Origin of the sequence: Duganella radicis, from assembly GCF_009720825.1 — a bacterium.
Lineage (GTDB): Bacteria > Pseudomonadota > Gammaproteobacteria > Burkholderiales > Burkholderiaceae_D > Rugamonas > Rugamonas radicis.
Genome location: NZ_WNKY01000032.1, coordinates 48786 through 68315, shown reverse-complemented (window position 1 = coordinate 68315; position 19530 = coordinate 48786). Strand labels below are relative to the sequence as shown.

The window sequence follows — 19530 nt, the reverse complement described above, 5'->3', positions numbered from 1 at the left end:
GGCAGGCCGGCCGGCAGCACGGCCACGCCGGCCAGCGGCAGCGCCAGCAGCGCCAGCAGGCGCGGCGCGCGGCGCAGCCAAGCCCGGTTGGGGGCGTCGAAATCTGGGGCCATGGTGGTCGTCTCAAAAAAGAAAAGCGGGAGACGATCATGGCGGAACAGGTAGGACGTTGCCTATAAGATATAACTTATTTTCCTGTAGGGAAAATAAGTTGCATCTGTAGGGGAATCCTTAGGCGGCTTAGGATTGCTCGCGGTGGCGCAGGACCACGCGTTCCTTGTCGCTGAAGTAGGCGGCCAGCTTTTCGGCCATGTAGACCGAGCGGTGCTGGCCGCCGGTGCAGCCCAGCGCCACCGTCAGGTAGCTGCGGTTGTCGCTCTTGAAGGACGGCAGCCATTTCTCGACGAAGTTGCGGATGTCGATCAGCAGCTCGCCCGCGCTGGGCTGGGCGTCGAGGAAGTCGATCACCGGCGCGTCGCGCCCGGTCAGCGGGCGCAGCGTCAGATCGTAGTAGGGATTGGGCAGCGCGCGCACGTCGAACACGAAGTCGGCGTCCATCGGCACGCCCAGCTTGAAGGCGAACGATTCAAAGAACAAGGTCAGCGGCGCATGATCGGTCAGCAGCAGCTCCTTGACCCAGGCGCGCAGCTTGTTGGCGCTCAGCTCGGAGGTGTCGATCACGTGGCCCAGCTTTTCAATCGCCGACAGCCGCTCGCGCTCCTCCAGGATGCATTCGATCAGGGTGCGGCGCGCGGCCGGGTTCTGGCCGGGGCGCAGTTCGTGCGACAGCGGATGACTGCGGCGCGTTTCCGAAAAGCGCGCCACCAGCGAGTGGGTATTGGCGGTCAGGAACATCACCTTGACCTCGTGGCCTTCGGCGCGCAGGCGCAGCACGTCGGTAGGCAGAGTGGCCAGCGATTCGGCGCTGCGGGCGTCGACCGCCACCGCCAGCGCTTGCGTGCCTTCGTCCGTCAGGGTCTTGACCAGGCTGGAGAGCAGGGCGGGCGGCAGATTGTCGACGCAGTAATGTCCTGCATCTTCAAGGACGTTGAGTGCGACGGATTTGCCGGAACCGGAGATGCCAGTGATAAGTACGATGCGCATAACGCGATGATACCATCGACTGCTCAGTCCCCGCTCATGGCTTGTCTTTGGTGGAGCAGGGAATTCGTGCAGCGCAGCTGCGCGCCTGCGGAACGGCCGCGCCTTGCAAGGCGCGGTTCCTTGGCAACATTAAGGGCATGGGCGGGGCTAGTCCCCGCTCATGGCCTGTCGTTGCCGCTCCATGAACTCTTGCAGGGTGTCGATGCCGCGCAGTTGCAGGATGGTGTTGCGCACGGCCGCTTCCAGCAGCACCGCGATGTTGCGGCCGGCTGCCACCGGGATCACCACCTTGCGGATCGGCAGGCCCAGCACGTCTTCGGTGGGGAACTGGAACGGCAGGCGCTCGACTTCCTCGTCGGCCGCGCCGCGGCGCACCAGGTGCACGATCAGCTTCAGGCGCATCTTGCGGCGCACCGCCGTCTCGCCGAAGATGGCCTTGATGTCCAGCAGGCCCAGCCCGCGCACTTCCAGCAGGTTTTGCAGCAGGGCCGGGCAGCGGCCCTCGATCATGTTGGGCGCGATGCGCGAAAACTCCACCGCGTCGTCCGCCACCAGCCCGTGCGAACGCGAAATCAGTTCCAGCCCCAGCTCGCTCTTGCCGAGGCCCGAGTCGCCGGTGATCAGCACGCCCACGCCCAGCACGTCCATGAACACGCCGTGCATGATGATGCGCTGCGCCAGCTTCTTCGACAGGTACACGCGCAGGAAGTCGATCACCTGCGCGGCCGGCAGCGGCGTGGAGAACAGCGGAATGTTTTTCTCGTCGCAGATGGCGAGAATGTCGGGCGGCGTTTCCAGCCCCTGGGCGATGATCAGCGCCGGCGGGCCGCCCGCGATCAGTTCGCCGATCACGTGCGCGCGCGTCAGCGACTTCAGACGCTGGTAGTAGTTGATTTCCTGATGGCCGAAGACCTGGATGCGGCCCGGGTGGATGGTGTTCAAGTGGCCGACCTGGTCGGCGGCCGAGGCGACGTCGCCGGAAATCAGGCGCTCGCCGCCGGGGAAGCCGGCGAACCAGCCTAGCTGCAAACTTTCGCGATTGTCGTCGTAAAGCCTTTGTATCGTCAGCGGAGTTTGCAGCATGGGGCATGTCACCAGGTTAGTTGAACTAACCCTAGTTTAACCCCATCGTTGCCGCTCAGCCAGCAGCTTGCAGACTCGGTTGCCAGTTGATGATGCGCGCGTGCACGGCTTGCGGATCGGTTTCCGTGCTCAGCGCGGTGCGGAAGGCGTCGTCGGAGAACATCTCGGCGATCTCGGACAGGATTTCCAGATGCTGCTGGGTCACGTGATCCGGGATCAGCAGGAAGAACAGCAGGTTGACCGGCTTGCCGTCCGGCGACTCGAACGGAATCGGCTCGGCCAGGCGCACAAACGCCGCCAGCGGCGACTTCAGGCTCTTCATGCCCTTGATGCGGCCGTGCGGCACGGCGACACCATGGCCCAGGCCGGTCGAACCGAGGCGCTCGCGCGCGAACAGATTGTCCGAGACGGTGGAGCGGGCGATGCCGCAATTGTTTTCGAAGATCAGGCCGGCTTGCTCGAAAGCGCGCTTTTTACTGGAGACTTCCAGATCCAGCTGCACGTTTTCCAGAGAGAGTATTTTGCTAAGGTTGTTCATAATACGACGTCAAATGTTGCAACGCACAAGGGTGACATGCGAGCAGAATTATAGGCTTGTTTCTCTGCCGTGTAACATGAAATCGCTCTGCCACCGTTGTATTGGCGTTGGTCGGTGCGCCGTTAAAAATGCACTTGGGAAATGAATCGCTATTTCCGCACCGTATTCGTCGAAAACACCGGTATTTGCTTGGAAACCGGGCCGTTTTTCCGTTTTTTTACGCGTTTTCCGGCCGGGACGGCCGTATGGCGTGAACATCACGCTGATCACACATCATACGCCGGTTTTTTGATGTTTGATTGAAAAAATCATTACGTTTATTGACGTGCGCCACGCAGGTTGGGCGGTTTCTGTGCCGTGCTGAAGTTGCTGCGCCACGGATTGATGTCCAGCCCGCCGCGGCGGGTGTAGCGCGCGTACACCGCCAGCTGCTGCGGCTGGCATTGGCGCAGGATGTCGACAAAGATGCGCTCCACGCATTGCTCGTGGAATTCATTGTGCTCGCGGAAGCCGATCAGGTACTTGAGCAGGCTTTCCTGGTCGATCTGCGGGCCGCTGTAGTGGATTTGCACGCTGGCCCAGTCCGGCTGGCCGGTGACCAGGCAGTTCGATTTCAGCAGGTGCGAGACCAGCCGTTCCTCCACCGGCTCTTCGTCGTGGGCGGCCTTGAGGATCTCGGGCGAGGGGCTGTAGTGGTCGACCTCGATGTCGAGGCGGTCCAGCAGCAGGCCGTCCAGCTCGCCCATTTCCACCATGCCGAATTCTTCCGGCTGGGTCAGGGTGACGTGCACGCCGCCGCCGGCGGCCGCCGACAGATCCTGTTGCAGCAGCTGCTTGAGCGCGGACACGCTGTCCAGCCTGGTCTGGTTGAAGGAGTTCAGGTACAGCTTGAACGACTTCGATTCAATGATGTTGGGCGTATCGGCCGGGAAGGTGATGCGGGCGATCGCCACCTGCGGCTTGCCGCGCTGGTTGAGCCAGGAAATTTCGTAGGCGTTCCAGATGTCGACGCCAAAGAACGGCAGCGTGCCCGACAGGCCCAGCTCGTCGCGCTTGCCCTGGCGCGGGATCGGGAACAGCAGTTCCGGCGCGTAATCGGTGCGGTAGGCGGAGGTTTTCCCGAGCGGGGACTGGTCGGCGGTGTTGGTCATGGCGGTATCGGTGTTTCAAGGGAAGGACGGCATGGTAACGCAAACCCCGCCGTCCTGCCGGGCCTAGCCCAGGAACAGTTTATAGACGGGATTCAGGCTTTCATCCCAGTAGCGGTAGCCCAGCGTGGCGAGGAATTGCGCGAAGTCGCTCATCTCCTCCGGCGGCACTTGCAGGCCGATCACGATGCGGCCGACGTCGCCGCCCTGGCTGCGGTAGTGGCACAGCGAGATATTCCAGTTCGGCGCCATCGAATCGAGGAAGCGCATCAGCGCGCCCGGCCGCTCGGGGAACTCGAAGCGGTACAGCAGCTCGTTGTCCGCCAGCGCGCTCTTGCCGCCCACCAGATGGCGCAAGTGGGTCTTGGCCAGCTCGTCGTGGGTCAGGTCCAGCGCCTTGAAGCCGTGCTCCTCGAAGCGGCGGGTCAGCGCCCCCGATTCGCCGCGGTCGGCGATCTGCACGCCGCAGAACACGTGGGCGTCGTCCTTGTCGCTGATGCGGTAGGTGAACTCGGTGACGTTGCGCGCGCCGACCAGCTTGCACAGGCGCTTGAAGCTGCCGCGCTGCTCGGGCAGGGTGACGGCAAACAGCGCCTCGCGCGCCTCGCCCAGCTCGGCGCGCTCGGCCACGAAGCGCAGGCGGTCGAAATTCATATTGGCGCCGGAGGCGATGGTGATCAGGGTTTCATTCCGGATCGGGTCCTTGGTCAGCGCGGCGCGCTCGACGTAGGCCTTGGCGCCGGCGATCGACAGCGCGCCCGATGGCTCCAGAATCGAGCGGGTGTCGGTGAACACATCCTTGATGGCGGCGCTGACGGCGTCGGTATCGACCAGGATCACATCGTCCACGTACAGCTGCGCCAGGCGGAAGGTTTCCTCGCCGGCCAGGCGCACGGCGGTGCCGTCGGCGAACAGGCCGACGTCGGACAGGGTGACGCGCTCGCCCGCCTTCAGGCTGCGCGCCATGGCGTCCGAATCCAGCGACTGCACGCCGATGATCTTGATGTCCGGACGGATCTGCTTGACGTAGGCGGCAATGCCGGCGATCAGGCCGCCGCCGCCGATCGGCACGAAGATGGCGTGGATCGGGCCGGAATGCTGGCGCAGGATTTCCATGCCGATGGTGCCCTGGCCGGCGATCACGTCCGGATCGTCGAACGGGTGGACGAAGGTCAGCTTTTGTTCTTTTTCCAGCGTCAGCGCATGGTTGTAGGCATCGGTGTAGGACTCGCCGTGCAGCACCACTTCGACGTCGGCGCCGCCGCGCGCCTTGACCGCGTCGACCTTCACCTGCGGGGTGGTGGTCGGCATCACGATCACCGCGCGGCAGCCCATGCGGGCGGCGGACAGGGCCACGCCCTGGGCGTGGTTGCCGGCCGAGGCGCAAATCACGCCGCGCTTGCGTTGCGCGTCGCTCAAGTGGGCCATCTTGTTGTAGGCGCCCCGAATCTTGAAGCTGAACACGCTCTGCATGTCCTCGCGCTTGAAGTAAATCCGGTTCTCGTAGCGCTGCGACAGGGTCGGCGCCAGTTCCAGCGGGGTTTCATCAGCCACGTCGTAGACGCGGGCGGTCAGTACTTTCTTCAGATAGTCGGTAGTCATGGTCTGCAAACAAAGTGATTCGGGCGAGTTGCAATGCTAACTAGCCGGCTGGTGACCGGGTGGAGCAGGGAGACACAGATCAGGCGGGTGTGCCGGATCGGACTGACTCATTATAATGGCTGCTTTCCCCATCCGCCCAATAACCGATGATCGAATCCGCAATTACCTGGCTGCTGCACCTGATCGCCGCGCCCGAGGTGGGTCTGACGTCGGTGTTCATCATCAGCCTGGTGTCGGCCACGCTGGTGCCGCTGGGCTCGGAGCCGGCGGTGTTTGCCGTCATCAAGGCCAATCCGGCGCTGTTCTGGAGCACGATCTTCGTGGCCACCGTCGGCAATACGCTGGGCGGCGCCATCGATTACTACATGGGCTGGCAAGCCAAGCAAAGTTTTGCAAAGGAACGTAAAAGCCGCTGGTTCCACTGGCTGGAGCGCTATGGCGCCAAGACCATGCTGCTGGCCTGGCTGCCCGGCATCGGCGATCCGCTGTGCACGCTGGGCGGCTGGCTCAAGCTGCCGTTCTGGCCCAGCGTGGCCTATATGGCGGTGGGCAAGTTCCTGCGCTACCTCACCATGACCTCGCTGCTGTTGTACGTGCCGGACGGCGTGTGGCACCGGATCGGGCAACTGATGGGCTAATTTGGTGCAAGTTATCATATTGCCGCATAAGCTTATGCATAAATTTCATTCAGTTTGCGCGCGGTGATTGGCATATTCTTGCTCAAGAAGCCCGTAAATTTCGAATTTTTGGTGGGTTTCGGGCTTGAATAGAGTCCCTCGGCGGTCTAAGGCTGTTCCCGCGTGGTGCGCCGCAATAGGCTAGAATGACCCTCCCGGGTCCTGTCTACAGTCCAATCGCATAATGAACGCCCCAGCACAAATCCAAGCTTTACTGGCGGAAACGCCCCACGGTCCGGAGGCCACGCGCCTGCGGGAAATTCCTTACAACTACACGTCGTTTTCCGATCGCGAGATCGTCATCCGGCTGCTGGGCGAGGAATCGTGGTCATTGCTGGATGCCCTGCGCGGCGCCCGTCAGACCGGCCGTTCGGCGCGCATGCTGTACGAGGTGCTGGGCGATATCTGGGCGGTGCGCCGCAATCCGTATTTGCAGGACGACCTGCTGGATAACCCCAGGCGCCGCCAGGAACTGATCAACGCCCTGCATCACCGCCTGGCCGAGGTGGACAAGCGCCGCCTCAACGTCGACGAAGCCGAGAAGGATGAGGCGGCCCGCCAGCGCAGCGCCAACGTGGCCAGGCTGCTGCAAGCGGCCGGCAAGGCGGTGGCCGATTTCGGCGAAGAATTCAAGCAGGTCTACGATCTGCGCAAGCGCACCTACAAGGTACTGGGCCGCTACACCGACAAGCACAACATCTGCTTCGACGGCATGAAGCGCATCACCCACGTGACCGACGCCACCGACTGGCGCGTCGAGTATCCGTTCGTGGTGCTGACTCCGGACAGCGAAGAGGAAATGGCCGGCCTGGTCAAAGGCTGTATCGAACTGGGCCTGACCATCATCCCGCGCGGCGGCGGCACCGGCTACACCGGCGGCGCGATTCCGCTGACGCCGATGTCGGCCGTCATCAACACCGAGAAACTGCTCAACATGGGCGCGGTCGAGATGAAGGTGCTGCCGGGTCTGGACAAGGAATACGCCACCATCTACACCGGCGCCGGCGTCATCACGAACAAAGTGTCCGAGGCCGCCGAGAAGGCCGGCTTCGTGTTCGCGGTCGACCCGACCTCGGCCCACGCCTCCTGCATCGGCGGCAATATCGCCATGAACGCCGGCGGCAAGAAGGCCGTGCTGTGGGGCACCGCGCTGGACAACCTGGCCTCGTGGCGCATGGTCGATCCGCAGGGCGACTGGCTGGAAGTCACCCGTCTGGACCACAACCTGTCCAAGATCCACGACACCCCGCTGGCCCGCTTCAAGCTGGAGTGGACCCATCCGACTGCCAAGGGCGAAGCCAAGGGCGCGCCGTTCCGGACCGAGATCCTGGAAATCGCCGGCCGCGTGTTCCGCAAGGAAGGCCTGGGCAAGGACGTGACCGACAAATTCCTGGCCGGCCTGCCGGGCATCCAGAAGGAGGGCACCGACGGCCTGATCACTTCGGCGCGCTGGATTCTGCACAAGATGCCGAAGTTCACCCGCACCGTCTGCCTGGAGTTCTTCGGCCAGGCGCGTGACGCGATTCCGTCGATCGTGGAAATCAAGGACTACCTCGACGGCCTGCCTGCCAAGGGCGCCGAATTCTCGACCCTGCGCCTGGCCGGCCTGGAGCACCTGGATGAGCGCTACCTGCGCGCGGTTGGCTACGCCACCAAATCGAAACGCGGCGTGCTGCCGAAGATGGCGCTGTTCGGCGACATCGTCGGCGACGATGAAAACGCCGTCGCGCAAGCCGCTTCGGAAGTGGTGCGTCTGGCCAATACCCGCGTCGGCGAGGGCTTCATCGCCGTCAGCCCGGAAACCCGCAAGAAATTCTGGCTGGACCGCGCCCGTACCGCCGCCATCGCCAAGCACACCAACGCCTTCAAGATCAACGAAGACGTGGTGATCCCGCTGAACCGCATGGGCGAGTACACCGACGGCATCGAGCGCATCAACATCGAACTGTCGATCAAGAACAAGCTGCAACTGGTGGACGAGTTGCAGGACTTCTTCGCCGCCGGCAATCTGCCGATCGGCAAGAGCGACGACGCCGACGACAGTGTGGGCGACGCCGAGATGCTGGGCGACCGCCAGCAGCAAGCGCAAGCCCTGCTGTCGCAGGTGCACGCGCGCTGGACCTATCTGCTGGCCGAGCTGGACAAGCCACTGGCCGGCATCACCGGCGAACTGGCCGCGCACGGTCTCGACCGTCTGCTGCCGGTGTTCGAAGAACGCCTGAAGACCCAGCCGGACGCCACCCTGTTCGACGTGGTCCAGGACCGCACCATCCGCGTCACGTGGAAGCAGGAAATCCGCGCCCAGCTGCGCCAGATTTTCAACGGCGCCGCCTACAAGCTGATCCTCGACGAGTGCACCGCCATCCACAAGCGCGTGTTGCGCGGCCGCGTGTTCGTGGCGCTGCACATGCACGCCGGCGACGGCAACGTCCACACCAACCTGCCGGTCAACTCGGACCACTACGAGATGCTGCAACTGGCGCACCAGGCCGTGGCGCGCATCATGACGCTGGCCCGGTCGCTGAACGGCGTGATCTCGGGTGAGCACGGCATCGGCATCACCAAGCTGGAGTTCCTGCAAGAGGACGAGATCGGCCCGTTCCGCGCGTACAAGCAGCGCGTCGATCCGGAAGGCCGCTTCAACAAGGGCAAGCTGCTCAACACGCCGGGCATGGAAGCCGACCTGCGCAACGCCTACACGCCGTCGTTCGGCCTGATGGGCCACGAGTCGCTGATCATGCAGCAGAGCGATATCGGCGCGATCGCCAACAGCGTCAAGGATTGCCTGCGCTGCGGCAAGTGCAAGCCGGTGTGCTCGACCCACGTGCCGCGTGCCAACCTGCTGTACTCGCCGCGCGACAAGATCCTGGCGACGTCGTCGCTGATCGAGGCCTTCCTGTACGAAGAGCAGACCCGCCGCGGCATCTCGATCAAGCATTGGGAAGAATTTGAAGACGTGGCTGACCACTGCACGGTCTGCCATAAATGCGTGACGCCATGCCCGGTCAACATCGACTTCGGCGACGTGTCGATGAACATGCGCAACCTGCTGCGCAAGATGGATAAGAAGACCTTCAATCCGGGCAAGGCGGCGGCCATGTTCTACCTGAACGCCACCGATCCCGCCACCATCAACGCCACCCGCGCGGCGATGGTCGGTCTCGGCTACAAGGCCCAGCGCCTGGGTAATGACATCCTAAAGAAATTCGCCAGGAAGCAGACCAAGGCGCCGCCGCCAACCGTGGGCAAGCCGCCGGTGCGCGAGCAGGTGATCCACTTCATCAACAAGAAGATGCCGGGCAATCTGCCGAAGAAAACCGCGCGCGCGCTGCTGGATATCGAGGACGACAAGGTCATCCCGATCATCCGCAATCCGAAGACCACCAATGCCGATACGGAAGCGGTGTTCTACTTCCCGGGCTGTGGTTCGGAGCGTCTGTTCTCGCAGGTTGGCCTGGCGACGCAAGCCATGCTGTGGGAAGTGGGCGTGCAGACCGTGCTGCCGCCGGGCTATCTGTGCTGCGGTTATCCGCAGCGCGGCTCGGGCCAGTACGACAAGGCCGACAAGATGATGACCGATAACCGCGTGCTGTTCCACCGCATGGCCAACACGCTCAACTATCTGGACATCAAGACCGTGCTGGTGTCGTGCGGCACTTGCTACGACCAGCTGGCGACCTATGAGTTCGAGAAGATCTTCCCGGGTTGCCGCATCATGGATATTCACGAGTATCTGCTGGAGAAGGGCGTGAAGCTGGAAGGCGTGACCGGTACCCGTTATATGTACCACGAGCCTTGCCACACGCCGATGAAGTTGCAGGAAGCGACCAAGACCGTCAACGGCCTGATCACGACCCACGACAACGTCAAGATCGAGAAGAACGACCGCTGCTGCGGCGACTCGGGCACCTTGATGGTGGCGCGTCCGGACATTTCGACGCAGGTGCGCTTCCGCAAGGAAGAGGAAGTCATCAAGGGCGCGGACAAACTGCGTGCCGACGGCTTCGACGGCGAAGTGAAAATCCTGACCAGCTGCCCGGCCTGCCTGGGCGGCGTGTCGCGCTACAGCGAAGACGCCGGCACCACCGCCGACTACATCGTGGTGGAGATCGCCAAGCATCTGCTGGGCGAGAACTGGATGCCGGACTATGTGAAGCGCGCCAACGATGGCGGTATTGAACGCGTGCTGGTGTAAGCATGGCCTGCGATCTGTGCAACCTTCTCGCTGCCCCCGGGGCAGCGTTAGTCTGGGGCGATGACCATTTGTCGGTGGTCGCTGTGGACGAGGCCGGGTATCCGGGTTTCACGCGCGTGGTGTGGAATGCCCACGTCAAGGAAATGACCGATCTGCCGGCCGAAGACCGCGTGCGCATCATGGACGTGGTGTGGGCGGTGGAATCGGCGCAGCGCGAGGTGATGGCGCCGGAGAAGGTGAATCTGGCCAGTTTTGGTAATATGACGCCGCACGTGCACTGGCACGTTATCCCGCGTTACCGCGACGATGCGCATTTCCCCAACCCGACCTGGGCTGTGGCGCAGCGCGCGTCGTCGGCGGAAGTGCTGGCGGCGCGCCGCGCGCTGCTGCCGGCGCTGCACGCAGCCATCGTCGAGAAAGTGAAAGCATTATGAGTAAGCCTGTCCCTACCGGCCTGACGGTCCACAACAAGTCCCGCGTGCTGGATATTGAGTTCAACGATGGTGCGTCGTTCTCGATTCCGTTTGAACTGTTGCGGGTGTATTCGCCGTCGGCGGAAGTGATGGGGCATGGTCCGGGGCAGGAAGTTCTGCAAGTGGGCAAGCGCGAGGTGGGTATCGCCGGCATCGAGCCGGTGGGCAACTACGCGGTGCAGCCAACCTTCAGCGATGGCCACAACACCGGCATCTTCACGTGGGAATACCTGTACAAGCTGGGCAGCCAGCAAGAGGCCTTGTGGGCGACCTATCTGGACCGCCTGCACGCTTCCGGCTTTGAAGGCGACAGCGGCCGCGAGACCGGCGTCTCCCTGACCGGCCCGTCGACGCACCAGCATGGCGGCGGCGGTTGCGGCAGCGGCTGCAAACACTAATCCGTCAGGTGGTCACGCCATCCATATAAGATTCGCGCCCGCGCCCACGGCGATAGCAGGCGCAATTTTTCCACGTCGAATTTGTACGGCTTACCTGCATGCAGAGAAAGCGGAGTCCTCTTCACGGTTGCCTCGAAACAGGCGAAACGCGGATCCTTTCGAAGTCGCTCTCTTTCTTCGCGTTCACGGATGCCCGTTGCGCGCATTTCGTCGAGTTCTGCTTTGCTCGCGGGATCTATCTCCGGTATTTCAATATCGGCTGGAATTTCGACGCCAAAGAGTTTCATAGCTATTCTCCATTAGTTCAAAAGGTGTCACCAAGTGAGCCTTTGCGGTTAGACCTCCTCCGCAGATTAAGAGTTCCTTCATACTTTCAACTTCATCGTTCTCTTGCAGCGAGACCAAATTCTGAACGGCGGCCATACGCCGCATTGCACGTAATGGATCACCATCCTTGATCTCTCGTTGTACAAAATCCGAAATGAACGTGGCGGCGGGATCGCAGCGGGTGTGCCACCACAACTGCGTGAGTTGCTGGCAGGCGCGGGTGATGGGGTTGGGGTTGGGCGGCTCAGTCAGGGAGGGCTTATGATGCGTCAAACGTGCGCTACTTCGGCTGCCAGGTCCACACGCGGCTGGTGATGTTGACGGCTTTGGGGATCAGCTTCTGCTGGTAGAACAGGTCGGCCACGCGCTGCTGGTTGGCGACGATGTCCGGCGTCACCGGCGTGGCGCCGAAGCGCGTGCGCTGCATCCACGTCGCCACGATGTCGGCCGGCACGCCGGTCTGCTGCGTCAGGATGGTGCTGACTTCTTTCGGATGTTCGGTCGCCCATTTTCCGGTCAGTTTCACCTGCTCCAGCAAGGCCGACACCAGCTGCGGCGACTGCTCCGCGAATTTGCGCGAGGCGAGATAGAAGCCGTTAGCCAGCGGCAGTCCGGTGTAATCGCTCAACACGCGCACCTGATAGGCCTTCTGTGCCGAAGCGAAGTACGGGTCCCACACCACCCATGCATCAATGCCGCCGCCCACAAACGCCGCCCGCGCATCGGAGGGCGACAGATAAACCGGCGTGATATCACTGAACTTCAGTCCCGCTTTTTGCAGCGCGGACGCCAACAGGAAGTGCGAACCGGAGCCCTTCTGGAACGCCACCCGCTTGCCCCTCAAATCCGCCACCGTGCGAATCGGCGAATCCTTCGGCACAAACAAGGCTTCGCTATTCACCGGCGCCGGCTCCGCACCCACGTACAGCAAATCCACGCCGCCCGCTTGCGCAAACACCGGCGGTGGCGCGCCCGTGCTGCCGAAATCGATACTGCCCGCGTTGAGCGCCTCCAGCATCTGTGGCCCTGCCGGGAATTCAATCCATTTGATTTGATGGCCTGGCAGCGACACACCCTGCGTCTTCATCATGCTGAGCAAACCAGCACTTTTCTGATAGCCGATCTTGATTTCCGCCGCCTGCGCCAGCAAGGGCAGGGCCAACACCGCAACAATCCATTTCTTCATCATCTTCCTTATGCGCTCTCGCGCTCTATCAATTCGCAGGCCAGCAGGTTCAAACGCGAATCCTGTGCCGATGCGGGCAAAACGCCCAGTTGTTCAAGTATCCGCAGCGCGGCGATCTCGCCGATCTCGCGTCCCGGCGGACGGATGGTGGTGAGGCTGGGCAGCAGCAGCGGCGAGAATGCGTAGTCGCCAAAGCCGACAATGGCGCACTGCCGCGGTATCTTCAATCCCGCGCGCTGGCCCGCCAGCAAGGCGCCCGCAGCCAGATTGTCGTTGGCGAAGATGATCGCCTCGACCGGCCGCGCGCGGCGCGGCGGCGACAAGGCCAGCGCCTCAATCGCCTGCTTGCCCGCGTCGAACGGCGCCTCGGCGGTGGGCGCGTAGATGATCGGTTCAAGGCCATGCTCGCGCATCACCGCCTCGTAGCCATCGCTGCGGTCCATCGCGCTCAAATCGCCTGCAAGGCTGTTCTGCACGAAGGCGATGCGGCGGTAACCCTTGGTGTACAAATAGCGCGCTGCCTGCTCGCCCACCGCGTTGTTGGAGTAGCCGACTTGTATCGGCTTGCGCTTAGGCTGGTAGTCCCACGTCTCCACCACCGGTATGCCGGCCGTGGACAGCAGTTTCTCCGTGGCGCGATTGTGGAAGCGTCCCACCACCGCCAGCGCCGCAGGCTTCCAGCCGAGGAAGGCGCGTACCGCGCTTTCTTCCTTCGCCGCAGAGAAGTAGCTGGAGGCCAGCAGCAACTGGTAGCCGTGGCGGTTCAGCGTATCGCTGAAGGTCTGGATGGTGTTGGCGAAGATGGGGCCGGAGATATTCGGTATCACCATGCCCACCACGCGGCCATGCGCGGAAGCGAGGCCGCTGGCGGCGAGGTTCGGTACGTAACCGAGCGCCTTCACCGCCGCCGCTATGCGCGCGCTGCGTTCGGCCGCCACGCGCCCCGGCTCGGTGAAATAGCGCGATACGGTAATCGAACCGACGCCCGCCAGCCGCGCCACATCGTGGATAGTGGCGCGGCCCGAACCGCGACGCTTACGTGGTGCTATTGCTTCGTTCATGGACGCATATTCCGAAAAAACATATCGATGATTTTTTTAATTCTTTGACTTCAATCCGGCCCGCCGCGACACTAAAAAAAGGGTACCGGTACCACTTTATTTTAGCGAACGACCTGCCGAGCACTAAGCTGGTTCTTCGATGAAGAAAGCAGGTTTTCCGTATATGGCGCAACGGGCGCTTTCAAATCAAGGGATCAGGAAATGAAGAACAACATCAAACTTTTCGGCGCGCTGACCATCGGCGCGCTGTTGGTGAACGCGGCATACGCGGAAGCCGAATCGACGCCGATCAAGGACCGCGAAGACAGCGCCTCCGTGCCCAGCGTGACGGTCAGCGCCACGCGCCGCAGCGCCTCGCTGCAATCGGTGCCGGTGGCGGTGTCGGTGCTGGATGGCGACGCGCTGACGCAGGCCAACCGCACCAGCATCGACACCATCGTGCAGGAAGTGCCGAGCGTGACCTTCCGCCAGCAGGGTGGCAACAAGGATTCCACCATCTTCGTTCGTGGTATCGGTACCATCTCCACCTCGCCGGGCGTGGAGCCGACCGTATCGACCGTGATCGATGGCGTGGTATATGCGCGTCCGGGCCAGGCCACGCTGGATTTGCTGGATATCGAGCACATTGAAATCCTGCGCGGCCCGCAGGGCACGCTGTTCGGCAAGAACGCTTCGTCCGGGGTGCTGAATGTGATCGGCCGCAAATCGTCGCAGGAAACGACCGGTTTCGTGGATGCGGCCTACTACGAGGGCAATGAGAAGCGCGTGCGCGCCGGCGTGTCGGGCGCGATCCAGCCGGGCGTGGTGGCGGCATCGGTCACCGGTTTGTATGCGGACTTTAACGGCAATGTCGACAACGTCCACGCCGGCGGTGGCAAGCTGAATGGCTACGACCGCAAGGGCGTGCGTGCCCGCGTTGATATCACGCCGGCCAAGAATCTGGATATCGCGCTGATCGCGGACTATCTGCGTTCAAATGCCTCACCGACTTTCACCGCTTACAAATCGACGTCGGCCGCGTTCAATGCCGGTATCGCGCCGGTGGTGGCCGGCCCGGAAAACCGCCAGGTCAACGCCGACATTCCGAGCGATATCCGCGACAAGAACAAAGGCTTGTCGGCGCAAGTGGACTACCGCTTCGACGGCTACACGCTGACCTCCATCACGGCGGTGCGCGACTGGGACAACACCCAGTACACCAGCACCTCGGCCATTGGCAACGCGGCGGAAGTGGCGCGCATTACCGCTGCCTTCCCGGCCACACGCGATATCGGCACGGTGGACTTCAGCCAAGTGTCGCAAGAGCTGCGTCTCGCGTCGCCGAAAGAGCAGTTTGCGGAATACGTGGTTGGTGCCTACTACCTGCACGGCAAGGACCGCGAGACCTATCAGCGCATCGTCAACAATGGCACGGCCATCAACTCGGGCCGTGCGGATTACGGCGTGAAGAGCGACAGCTACTCGCTGTTCGGCGAGAGCACCCTGAACTTCTCGCCAGTGTGGCGCGCCATCGCTGGCGCGCGCTGGACCAAGGATGAACTGTCCTACGATCACAAGCGCGTTTCCACCCAGACCGTGGCCTTCCCCGGCGTGCAGCCGGCCGTGCAGAACGCTGGCTCCACCAATGAAGATGGCTATTCGGGCCGCGTCGGTCTGCAATACGACATCTCGCGTGACGTGAACGCTTACGCCACCTATTCGCGTGGCTACAAAGGCCCGGCCTACAATGTGTTCTTCAACATGCTGAATCGCGACACGCTGGCGTTGAAGCCGGAGACCTCGGATTCCTTTGAGCTGGGCCTGAAAGCCAGCGCCTTCGATCGCAAGCTGACCGCCAATCTGGCCGTGTTCAACACCAGGTACGCGAACTATCAGGCCAACTTCTACGACACCGTGGCCGGCGCCGTGGTCACGCGCCTGATCAACGCTGGCGATGTATCGACCAAGGGCGTGGAGCTGGACCTGAACGCGCGCCCAACCCGCGCGCTGACGCTGAGCGCATCGCTGGCCTATACCGACGCCACCATCGACAACTTCAACTGCCCGCCGGCCGCCGCCGCATCGTGCAACCTGAATGGCAAGCCGCTGCCGTTCTCGCCGAAGTGGAAGTCCTTCACCCGCGCCAACTACGCGCTGCCGCTGGAGAATGGCCTGATCGTCGACCTGTCGGCCGACTACAGCTGGCAGGCCAAGACGCAGTATGACTTGTTCCAGTCCGCTGATGCGATTCAGGGCGCGTATGGCGTCGTCAACGCGGGTATAGCGTTGTCGTCGCCGGTGGGCGGCTGGCGCGTGGCGCTGGTGGGCAAGAACCTGGCCAACAAATCGTATGCCACCAATCTGGTCGCCTCGACCGGCTACGTCACCCGCGCCGTGCCGCGTGATGATGAGCGTTACTTCGGTATCACCGCACGCAAGGAGTTCTGATGTCCAGGCAGTTGAGCATTGCCGCATTCATGATGCGTTATGGCCACCACGTTGCGGCGTGGCGGCATCCGGAAACGGACCTGTTGTCGAATCCTTTCAAGGTGTTTCGCGATCAGGTGCGTAGCGCGGAAAAAGCCTGCCTGGATGCGGTGTTTTTTGCCGATAGCGTGGCGCTGACTGGTGCGCCGTCGCTGGAGCCGCTGACTTTGCTGTCGGCGCTGGCCGCGTCGACTCAGCATATCGGTTTGATCGGTACCGCCACCACCACCTACAACGAGCCGTACACGGTGGCGCGCCAGTTTGCGTCGCTGGATTTGCTGTCGGAGGGGCGGGCGGGGTGGAATCTGGTCACGTCGGATAACGCGGCGGAAGCGGCCAACTTTGGCCGCGAGCAGCATGTGGCGCATGCGGACCGCTATGCGCGGGCGCGGGAATTTCATCAGGTTGTCACAGGACTGTGGAATAGTTGGGACCCCGATGCGCTGGAGGTGGATAAATCCGGCGCGCTGCCGTATGACCCGGCCAAGCTGCACAAGCTGAATCATCGCGGCGAGCATTTCGCTGTCGCCGGGCCGCTGAATGTGGCGCGCAGTCCGCAGGGGCGGCCGGTGGTGGTGCAGGCTGGCGGTTCGGAGGTTGGCCGCGATCTGGCGGCGGGGACGGCGGAGGTGGTGTTCACCGCGCAGCCCACGCTGGCCAAGGCGCAGGCCTTTTACAGCGATATCAAACGGCGTGTGGTGGAGAAGGGCCGTTCGCCGGATGCGGTGAAGGTGATGCCGGGATTGTTTGCGGTGGTCGGCCGAACGCAGGCGGAGGCGGATGGGAAGTTCGCGCAGTTGCAGTCGCTGATCGAGCCGAAGGCTGGTCTGGCGCTGTTGGGTCGCATGATCGGTAACTTCGATTTGTCGCCGTACCCACTGGATGGACCGCTGCCGGAGCTGCCGCCGACGCAGGATGGGCAGCGCAGCCGCCAGCAGCTGTTGACCGATCTGGCGCAGGGCGAGAATTTGACGATCCGCCAGTTGTATGAGCGTATCGCCGGTGGACGCGGGCACTTCACGGTGGCCGGCACGGCGGAGCAGGTGGCGGATCAGATGCAGGCATGGTTTGAGCAGGGCGCGGCGGATGGCTTCAATTTCATGGCCCCGGCGCTGCCTGGCGGTTTGGATGATTTTCTCGCGCTGGTGATTCCTGAGTTGCAGCGTCGCGGCTTGTTCCGCACGTCGTATGAAGGGAGCACGCTGCGCGGGCACTTGGGCTTATAGGAGAAGGCATGAAGTTAGGCAGGATGTTGGTGTTGGCCGTCGCGTTGATGGCGGGGCAGGTCGGCGCGCAGGAGTATTTCGGCGATGCTCGGCCGGATGCGCCGGAGCTGGCGGCGCGTGGTTCGTTGCCGGTCGGCGTGCGCACGCTGGTGGCGGAGCATGCGGACCAACTGGACATCCTGCACGCCAGCGCCGACAAGCCTGATCCGCTCTACACGCGCAAGCTGGTGCTGGAGGTGTGGTATCCGGCGCGGCTGGCCGCGGGCCAAAAGGAACATACTGTTTATACCGATGTCCTGGGCTCCGGACCGAATGATCCCAAGCGGCCCAACACACCGTTCCAGTTCAGCGGCCGCGCCGCGCGCGATGCGGCTCCGCTGCCGCCCGCGCAGACCGCCGCCACGTCGGCACGTTATCCCTTGGTGATCGTCTCGCACGGCTACCCTGGCTCGCGGCTGCAAATGTCTTACCTGACCGAGAACCTGGCTTCGAAAGGCTACGTGGTGGTCGCCATCGACCATCTGGAATCCACGCGTGCCGACAAGGCGGGTTTCCCCAGCACGCTGCTGAACCGCCGTCTGGACGATTTGTTCGTGCTGAACACCGTGGCCGCATGGGCCAGGCCGGGCAGCGGCCACTTCCTGTCCGGCGTGGTGGACGCCGACAACACCGCCTTGATCGGCTATTCGATGGGTGGCTACGGCGCACTGAACACGGTGGGTGCCGGTATCAGCGCCGCCGCCGTGGCCTATGTCCCCGGCGGCAAACTGGCTGTCAACCAGCAAGGCAATGCAGAATACGAAGCCGCACGCGACCAACGCATCAAGGCCGTGGTAGCCTTCGCCCCGTGGGGCGGCGAGCAGAAAGTGTGGGACCAGACTGGCCTGGCCGGCGTCCGCACGCCCATCCTGTTCATCACCGGCGACCAGGACGACGTGGCGGGCTACAAGGACGGCGTGCTTAAACTGTTCCAGCAAGCCGTCAACGCCGACCGCTACCTGCTGACCTACGTCGGCGCCCGCCATAACCCGGCGCCGAATCCGCCGTCGCCGGCGCACTGGAGCAATCCGGACGATTTCCAGTCGTATTCCGAGCCGGTGTGGGACAGCCGTCGCATCAACAACATCAACCAGCATTACGTGACCGTCTTCCTCGGCATCCACCTGAAAGCCGCGCCATTGCAGGCTTATCTGGACGACAACTGGAAGGGCTTCCCCAAGCGCGCCATGCTAGGGCTGGAGTGGCAGCACCTTAAGCCGCAATAAAAAGTGGGTCTTGTATAATGCTGGCAAACTAACAGGCCTGCATATCATGACCAACACCACTCACTTCGGTTACAAGACTGTCGCGGAAGAAGATAAAGTCCGCGAAGTCGCCAAGGTTTTCCACTCTGTCGCCGCCAAGTACGACATCATGAACGACGTCATGTCGGCCGGCCTGCATCGCTTGTGGAAGACCTTCACTATCGCTAACGCGGCCGTGCGTCCGGGCTTCAAGTGCCTGGACATCGCCGGCGGCACCGGCGATCTGGCCAAGGTGTTCGCCAGGCAGGCTGGCCCGACCGGCGAGGTCTGGCTGACCGACATCAACGAATCCATGCTGCGCGTGGGGCGCGACCGCCTCTTGAATCGCGGCCTGCTGACCCCCACCTTGCTATGTGATGCGGAAAAACTGCCGTTCCCGGATAACTACTTCGACCGCGTCAGCGTGGCGTTCGGCCTGCGCAATATGACGCACAAGGATCAAGCGCTGAAAGAAATGCGCCGCGTGCTGAAACCGGGCGGCAAGCTGCTGGTGCTGGAGTTCTCGAAAGTGGCGGCGCCGTTGCAAAAGCCATATGACCTGTATTCGTTCAAGATCCTGCCATGGATGGGCGAGAAGATCGCCAACGACGCCGACAGCTACCGCTATCTGGCCGAATCGATCCGCATGCACCCGGACCAGGAAACCCTCAAGACCATGATGGAAGAGGCGGGCCTGGAACGGGTGACGTACTACAACCTGACCGCCGGCGTGGCCGCCCTGCACACCGGTATCAAAATGTAA

Annotated in this window: 16 protein-coding genes; 8 read left to right on the top strand and 8 right to left on the bottom strand. The window is 62.8% G+C overall.

Features of this window, described 5'->3' with window-relative positions; translation table 11 throughout:
• Nucleotides 1-240 precede the first annotated feature (240 nt).
• From rapZ to ilvA, 5 genes are all read right to left on the bottom strand, one after another.
• Entirely contained in the window at nt 241-1104 is an 864-nt protein-coding gene (rapZ, locus tag GM676_RS22615) for an RNase adapter RapZ (RefSeq protein WP_155466231.1), read from the bottom strand.
• 147 nt (nt 1105-1251) lie between these two features.
• Complete coding sequence (gene hprK, locus GM676_RS22610; protein ID WP_008444515.1) at nt 1252-2187, bottom strand: HPr(Ser) kinase/phosphatase; 936 nt, start codon at nt 2185-2187, stop codon at nt 1252-1254.
• Nucleotides 2188-2242: 55 nt separating this feature from the next.
• The gene (locus GM676_RS22605) at nt 2243-2725 is read right to left on the bottom strand and encodes a PTS sugar transporter subunit IIA (RefSeq protein WP_155466229.1); all 483 of its coding nucleotides are present in this window, start codon (nt 2723-2725) and stop codon (nt 2243-2245) included.
• 317 nt (nt 2726-3042) lie between these two features.
• Nucleotides 3043-3876, bottom strand: a complete 834-nt coding sequence (gene queF, locus GM676_RS22600; protein WP_155466227.1) for an NADPH-dependent 7-cyano-7-deazaguanine reductase QueF — start codon at nt 3874-3876, stop codon at nt 3043-3045.
• Between the two features lie 63 nt (nt 3877-3939).
• A complete protein-coding gene (gene ilvA / locus GM676_RS22595; RefSeq protein WP_155466225.1) occupies nt 3940-5475 on the bottom strand; it encodes a threonine ammonia-lyase, biosynthetic in 1536 nt (511 codons plus the stop codon).
• A gap of 146 nt (nt 5476-5621) precedes the next feature.
• Between ilvA and GM676_RS22590 the strand changes: the two genes are divergently transcribed.
• From GM676_RS22590 to GM676_RS22575, 4 genes are all read left to right on the top strand, one after another.
• Complete coding sequence (locus GM676_RS22590; protein WP_155466223.1) at nt 5622-6113, top strand: YqaA family protein; 492 nt, start codon at nt 5622-5624, stop codon at nt 6111-6113.
• A gap of 223 nt (nt 6114-6336) precedes the next feature.
• Nucleotides 6337-10347 carry a DUF3683 domain-containing protein gene (locus tag GM676_RS22585; RefSeq protein ID WP_155466221.1) on the top strand — a complete coding sequence of 1337 codons (4011 nt, stop codon included), beginning with the start codon at nt 6337-6339 and terminating at the stop codon, nt 10345-10347.
• 2 nt (nt 10348-10349) lie between these two features.
• Nucleotides 10350-10781, top strand: a complete 432-nt coding sequence (locus GM676_RS22580; RefSeq protein ID WP_155466220.1) for an HIT family protein — start codon at nt 10350-10352, stop codon at nt 10779-10781.
• Nucleotides 10778-11218 carry a gamma-butyrobetaine hydroxylase family protein gene (locus GM676_RS22575; protein WP_155466219.1) on the top strand — a complete coding sequence of 147 codons (441 nt, stop codon included), beginning with the start codon at nt 10778-10780 and terminating at the stop codon, nt 11216-11218. The genes GM676_RS22580 and GM676_RS22575 overlap by 4 nt, the downstream gene beginning before the upstream one ends.
• Here GM676_RS22575 and GM676_RS22570 read toward each other — a convergent pair.
• The 3 genes from GM676_RS22570 to GM676_RS22560 all read right to left on the bottom strand — a co-directional run bounded on the left by GM676_RS22570 (nt 11215) and on the right by GM676_RS22560 (nt 13792).
• Entirely contained in the window at nt 11215-11505 is a 291-nt protein-coding gene (locus tag GM676_RS22570; protein WP_155466218.1) for a hypothetical protein, read from the bottom strand. The genes GM676_RS22575 and GM676_RS22570 overlap by 4 nt on opposite strands.
• A gap of 320 nt (nt 11506-11825) precedes the next feature.
• The gene (locus GM676_RS22565; RefSeq protein WP_371866345.1) at nt 11826-12731 is read right to left on the bottom strand and encodes a sulfonate ABC transporter substrate-binding protein; all 906 of its coding nucleotides are present in this window, start codon (nt 12729-12731) and stop codon (nt 11826-11828) included.
• 8 nt (nt 12732-12739) lie between these two features.
• On the bottom strand, nt 12740-13792 hold the full coding sequence (locus GM676_RS22560) for a LacI family DNA-binding transcriptional regulator (RefSeq protein WP_155466216.1): 1053 nt from the start codon (nt 13790-13792) through the stop codon (nt 12740-12742).
• Between the two features lie 201 nt (nt 13793-13993).
• On the opposite strand from GM676_RS22560, the gene GM676_RS22555 reads away from it, so the two are divergent.
• The 4 genes from GM676_RS22555 to ubiE are packed head-to-tail and all read left to right on the top strand — an operon-like array spanning nt 13994 to nt 19530.
• Entirely contained in the window at nt 13994-16219 is a 2226-nt protein-coding gene (locus GM676_RS22555) for a TonB-dependent receptor (RefSeq protein WP_155466215.1), read from the top strand.
• On the top strand, nt 16219-17484 hold the full coding sequence (locus tag GM676_RS22550; RefSeq protein ID WP_155466214.1) for an LLM class flavin-dependent oxidoreductase: 1266 nt from the start codon (nt 16219-16221) through the stop codon (nt 17482-17484). The genes GM676_RS22555 and GM676_RS22550 overlap by 1 nt, the downstream gene beginning before the upstream one ends.
• A gap of 8 nt (nt 17485-17492) precedes the next feature.
• A complete protein-coding gene (locus GM676_RS22545; RefSeq protein WP_155466213.1) occupies nt 17493-18749 on the top strand; it encodes an alpha/beta hydrolase family protein in 1257 nt (418 codons plus the stop codon).
• A gap of 46 nt (nt 18750-18795) precedes the next feature.
• Nucleotides 18796-19530: a bifunctional demethylmenaquinone methyltransferase/2-methoxy-6-polyprenyl-1,4-benzoquinol methylase UbiE gene (gene ubiE, locus GM676_RS22540; protein ID WP_155466212.1), complete on the top strand. Its 735-nt coding sequence runs from the start codon at nt 18796-18798 to the stop codon at nt 19528-19530.

What these genes read in the sequence shown, in the direction of transcription:
- rapZ (WP_155466231.1), bottom strand. Translation starts at nt 1,104, where the DNA reads ATGCGCATCGTACTTATCACTGGCATCTCCGGTTCCGGCAAATCCGTC.
- hprK (WP_008444515.1), bottom strand. Translation starts at nt 2,187, where the DNA reads ATGCTGCAAACTCCGCTGACGATACAAAGGCTTTACGACGACAATCGC.
- GM676_RS22605 (WP_155466229.1), bottom strand. Translation starts at nt 2,725, where the DNA reads ATGAACAACCTTAGCAAAATACTCTCTCTGGAAAACGTGCAGCTGGAT.
- queF (WP_155466227.1), bottom strand. Translation starts at nt 3,876, where the DNA reads ATGACCAACACCGCCGACCAGTCCCCGCTCGGGAAAACCTCCGCCTAC.
- ilvA (WP_155466225.1), bottom strand. Translation starts at nt 5,475, where the DNA reads ATGACTACCGACTATCTGAAGAAAGTACTGACCGCCCGCGTCTACGAC.
- GM676_RS22590 (WP_155466223.1), top strand. Translation starts at nt 5,622, where the DNA reads ATGATCGAATCCGCAATTACCTGGCTGCTGCACCTGATCGCCGCGCCC.
- GM676_RS22585 (WP_155466221.1), top strand. Translation starts at nt 6,337, where the DNA reads ATGAACGCCCCAGCACAAATCCAAGCTTTACTGGCGGAAACGCCCCAC.
- GM676_RS22580 (WP_155466220.1), top strand. Translation starts at nt 10,350, where the DNA reads ATGGCCTGCGATCTGTGCAACCTTCTCGCTGCCCCCGGGGCAGCGTTA.
- GM676_RS22575 (WP_155466219.1), top strand. Translation starts at nt 10,778, where the DNA reads ATGAGTAAGCCTGTCCCTACCGGCCTGACGGTCCACAACAAGTCCCGC.
- GM676_RS22570 (WP_155466218.1), bottom strand. Translation starts at nt 11,505, where the DNA reads ATGAAACTCTTTGGCGTCGAAATTCCAGCCGATATTGAAATACCGGAG.
- GM676_RS22565 (WP_371866345.1), bottom strand. Translation starts at nt 12,731, where the DNA reads ATGAAGAAATGGATTGTTGCGGTGTTGGCCCTGCCCTTGCTGGCGCAG.
- GM676_RS22560 (WP_155466216.1), bottom strand. Translation starts at nt 13,792, where the DNA reads ATGAACGAAGCAATAGCACCACGTAAGCGTCGCGGTTCGGGCCGCGCC.
- GM676_RS22555 (WP_155466215.1), top strand. Translation starts at nt 13,994, where the DNA reads ATGAAGAACAACATCAAACTTTTCGGCGCGCTGACCATCGGCGCGCTG.
- GM676_RS22550 (WP_155466214.1), top strand. Translation starts at nt 16,219, where the DNA reads ATGTCCAGGCAGTTGAGCATTGCCGCATTCATGATGCGTTATGGCCAC.
- GM676_RS22545 (WP_155466213.1), top strand. Translation starts at nt 17,493, where the DNA reads ATGAAGTTAGGCAGGATGTTGGTGTTGGCCGTCGCGTTGATGGCGGGG.
- ubiE (WP_155466212.1), top strand. Translation starts at nt 18,796, where the DNA reads ATGACCAACACCACTCACTTCGGTTACAAGACTGTCGCGGAAGAAGAT.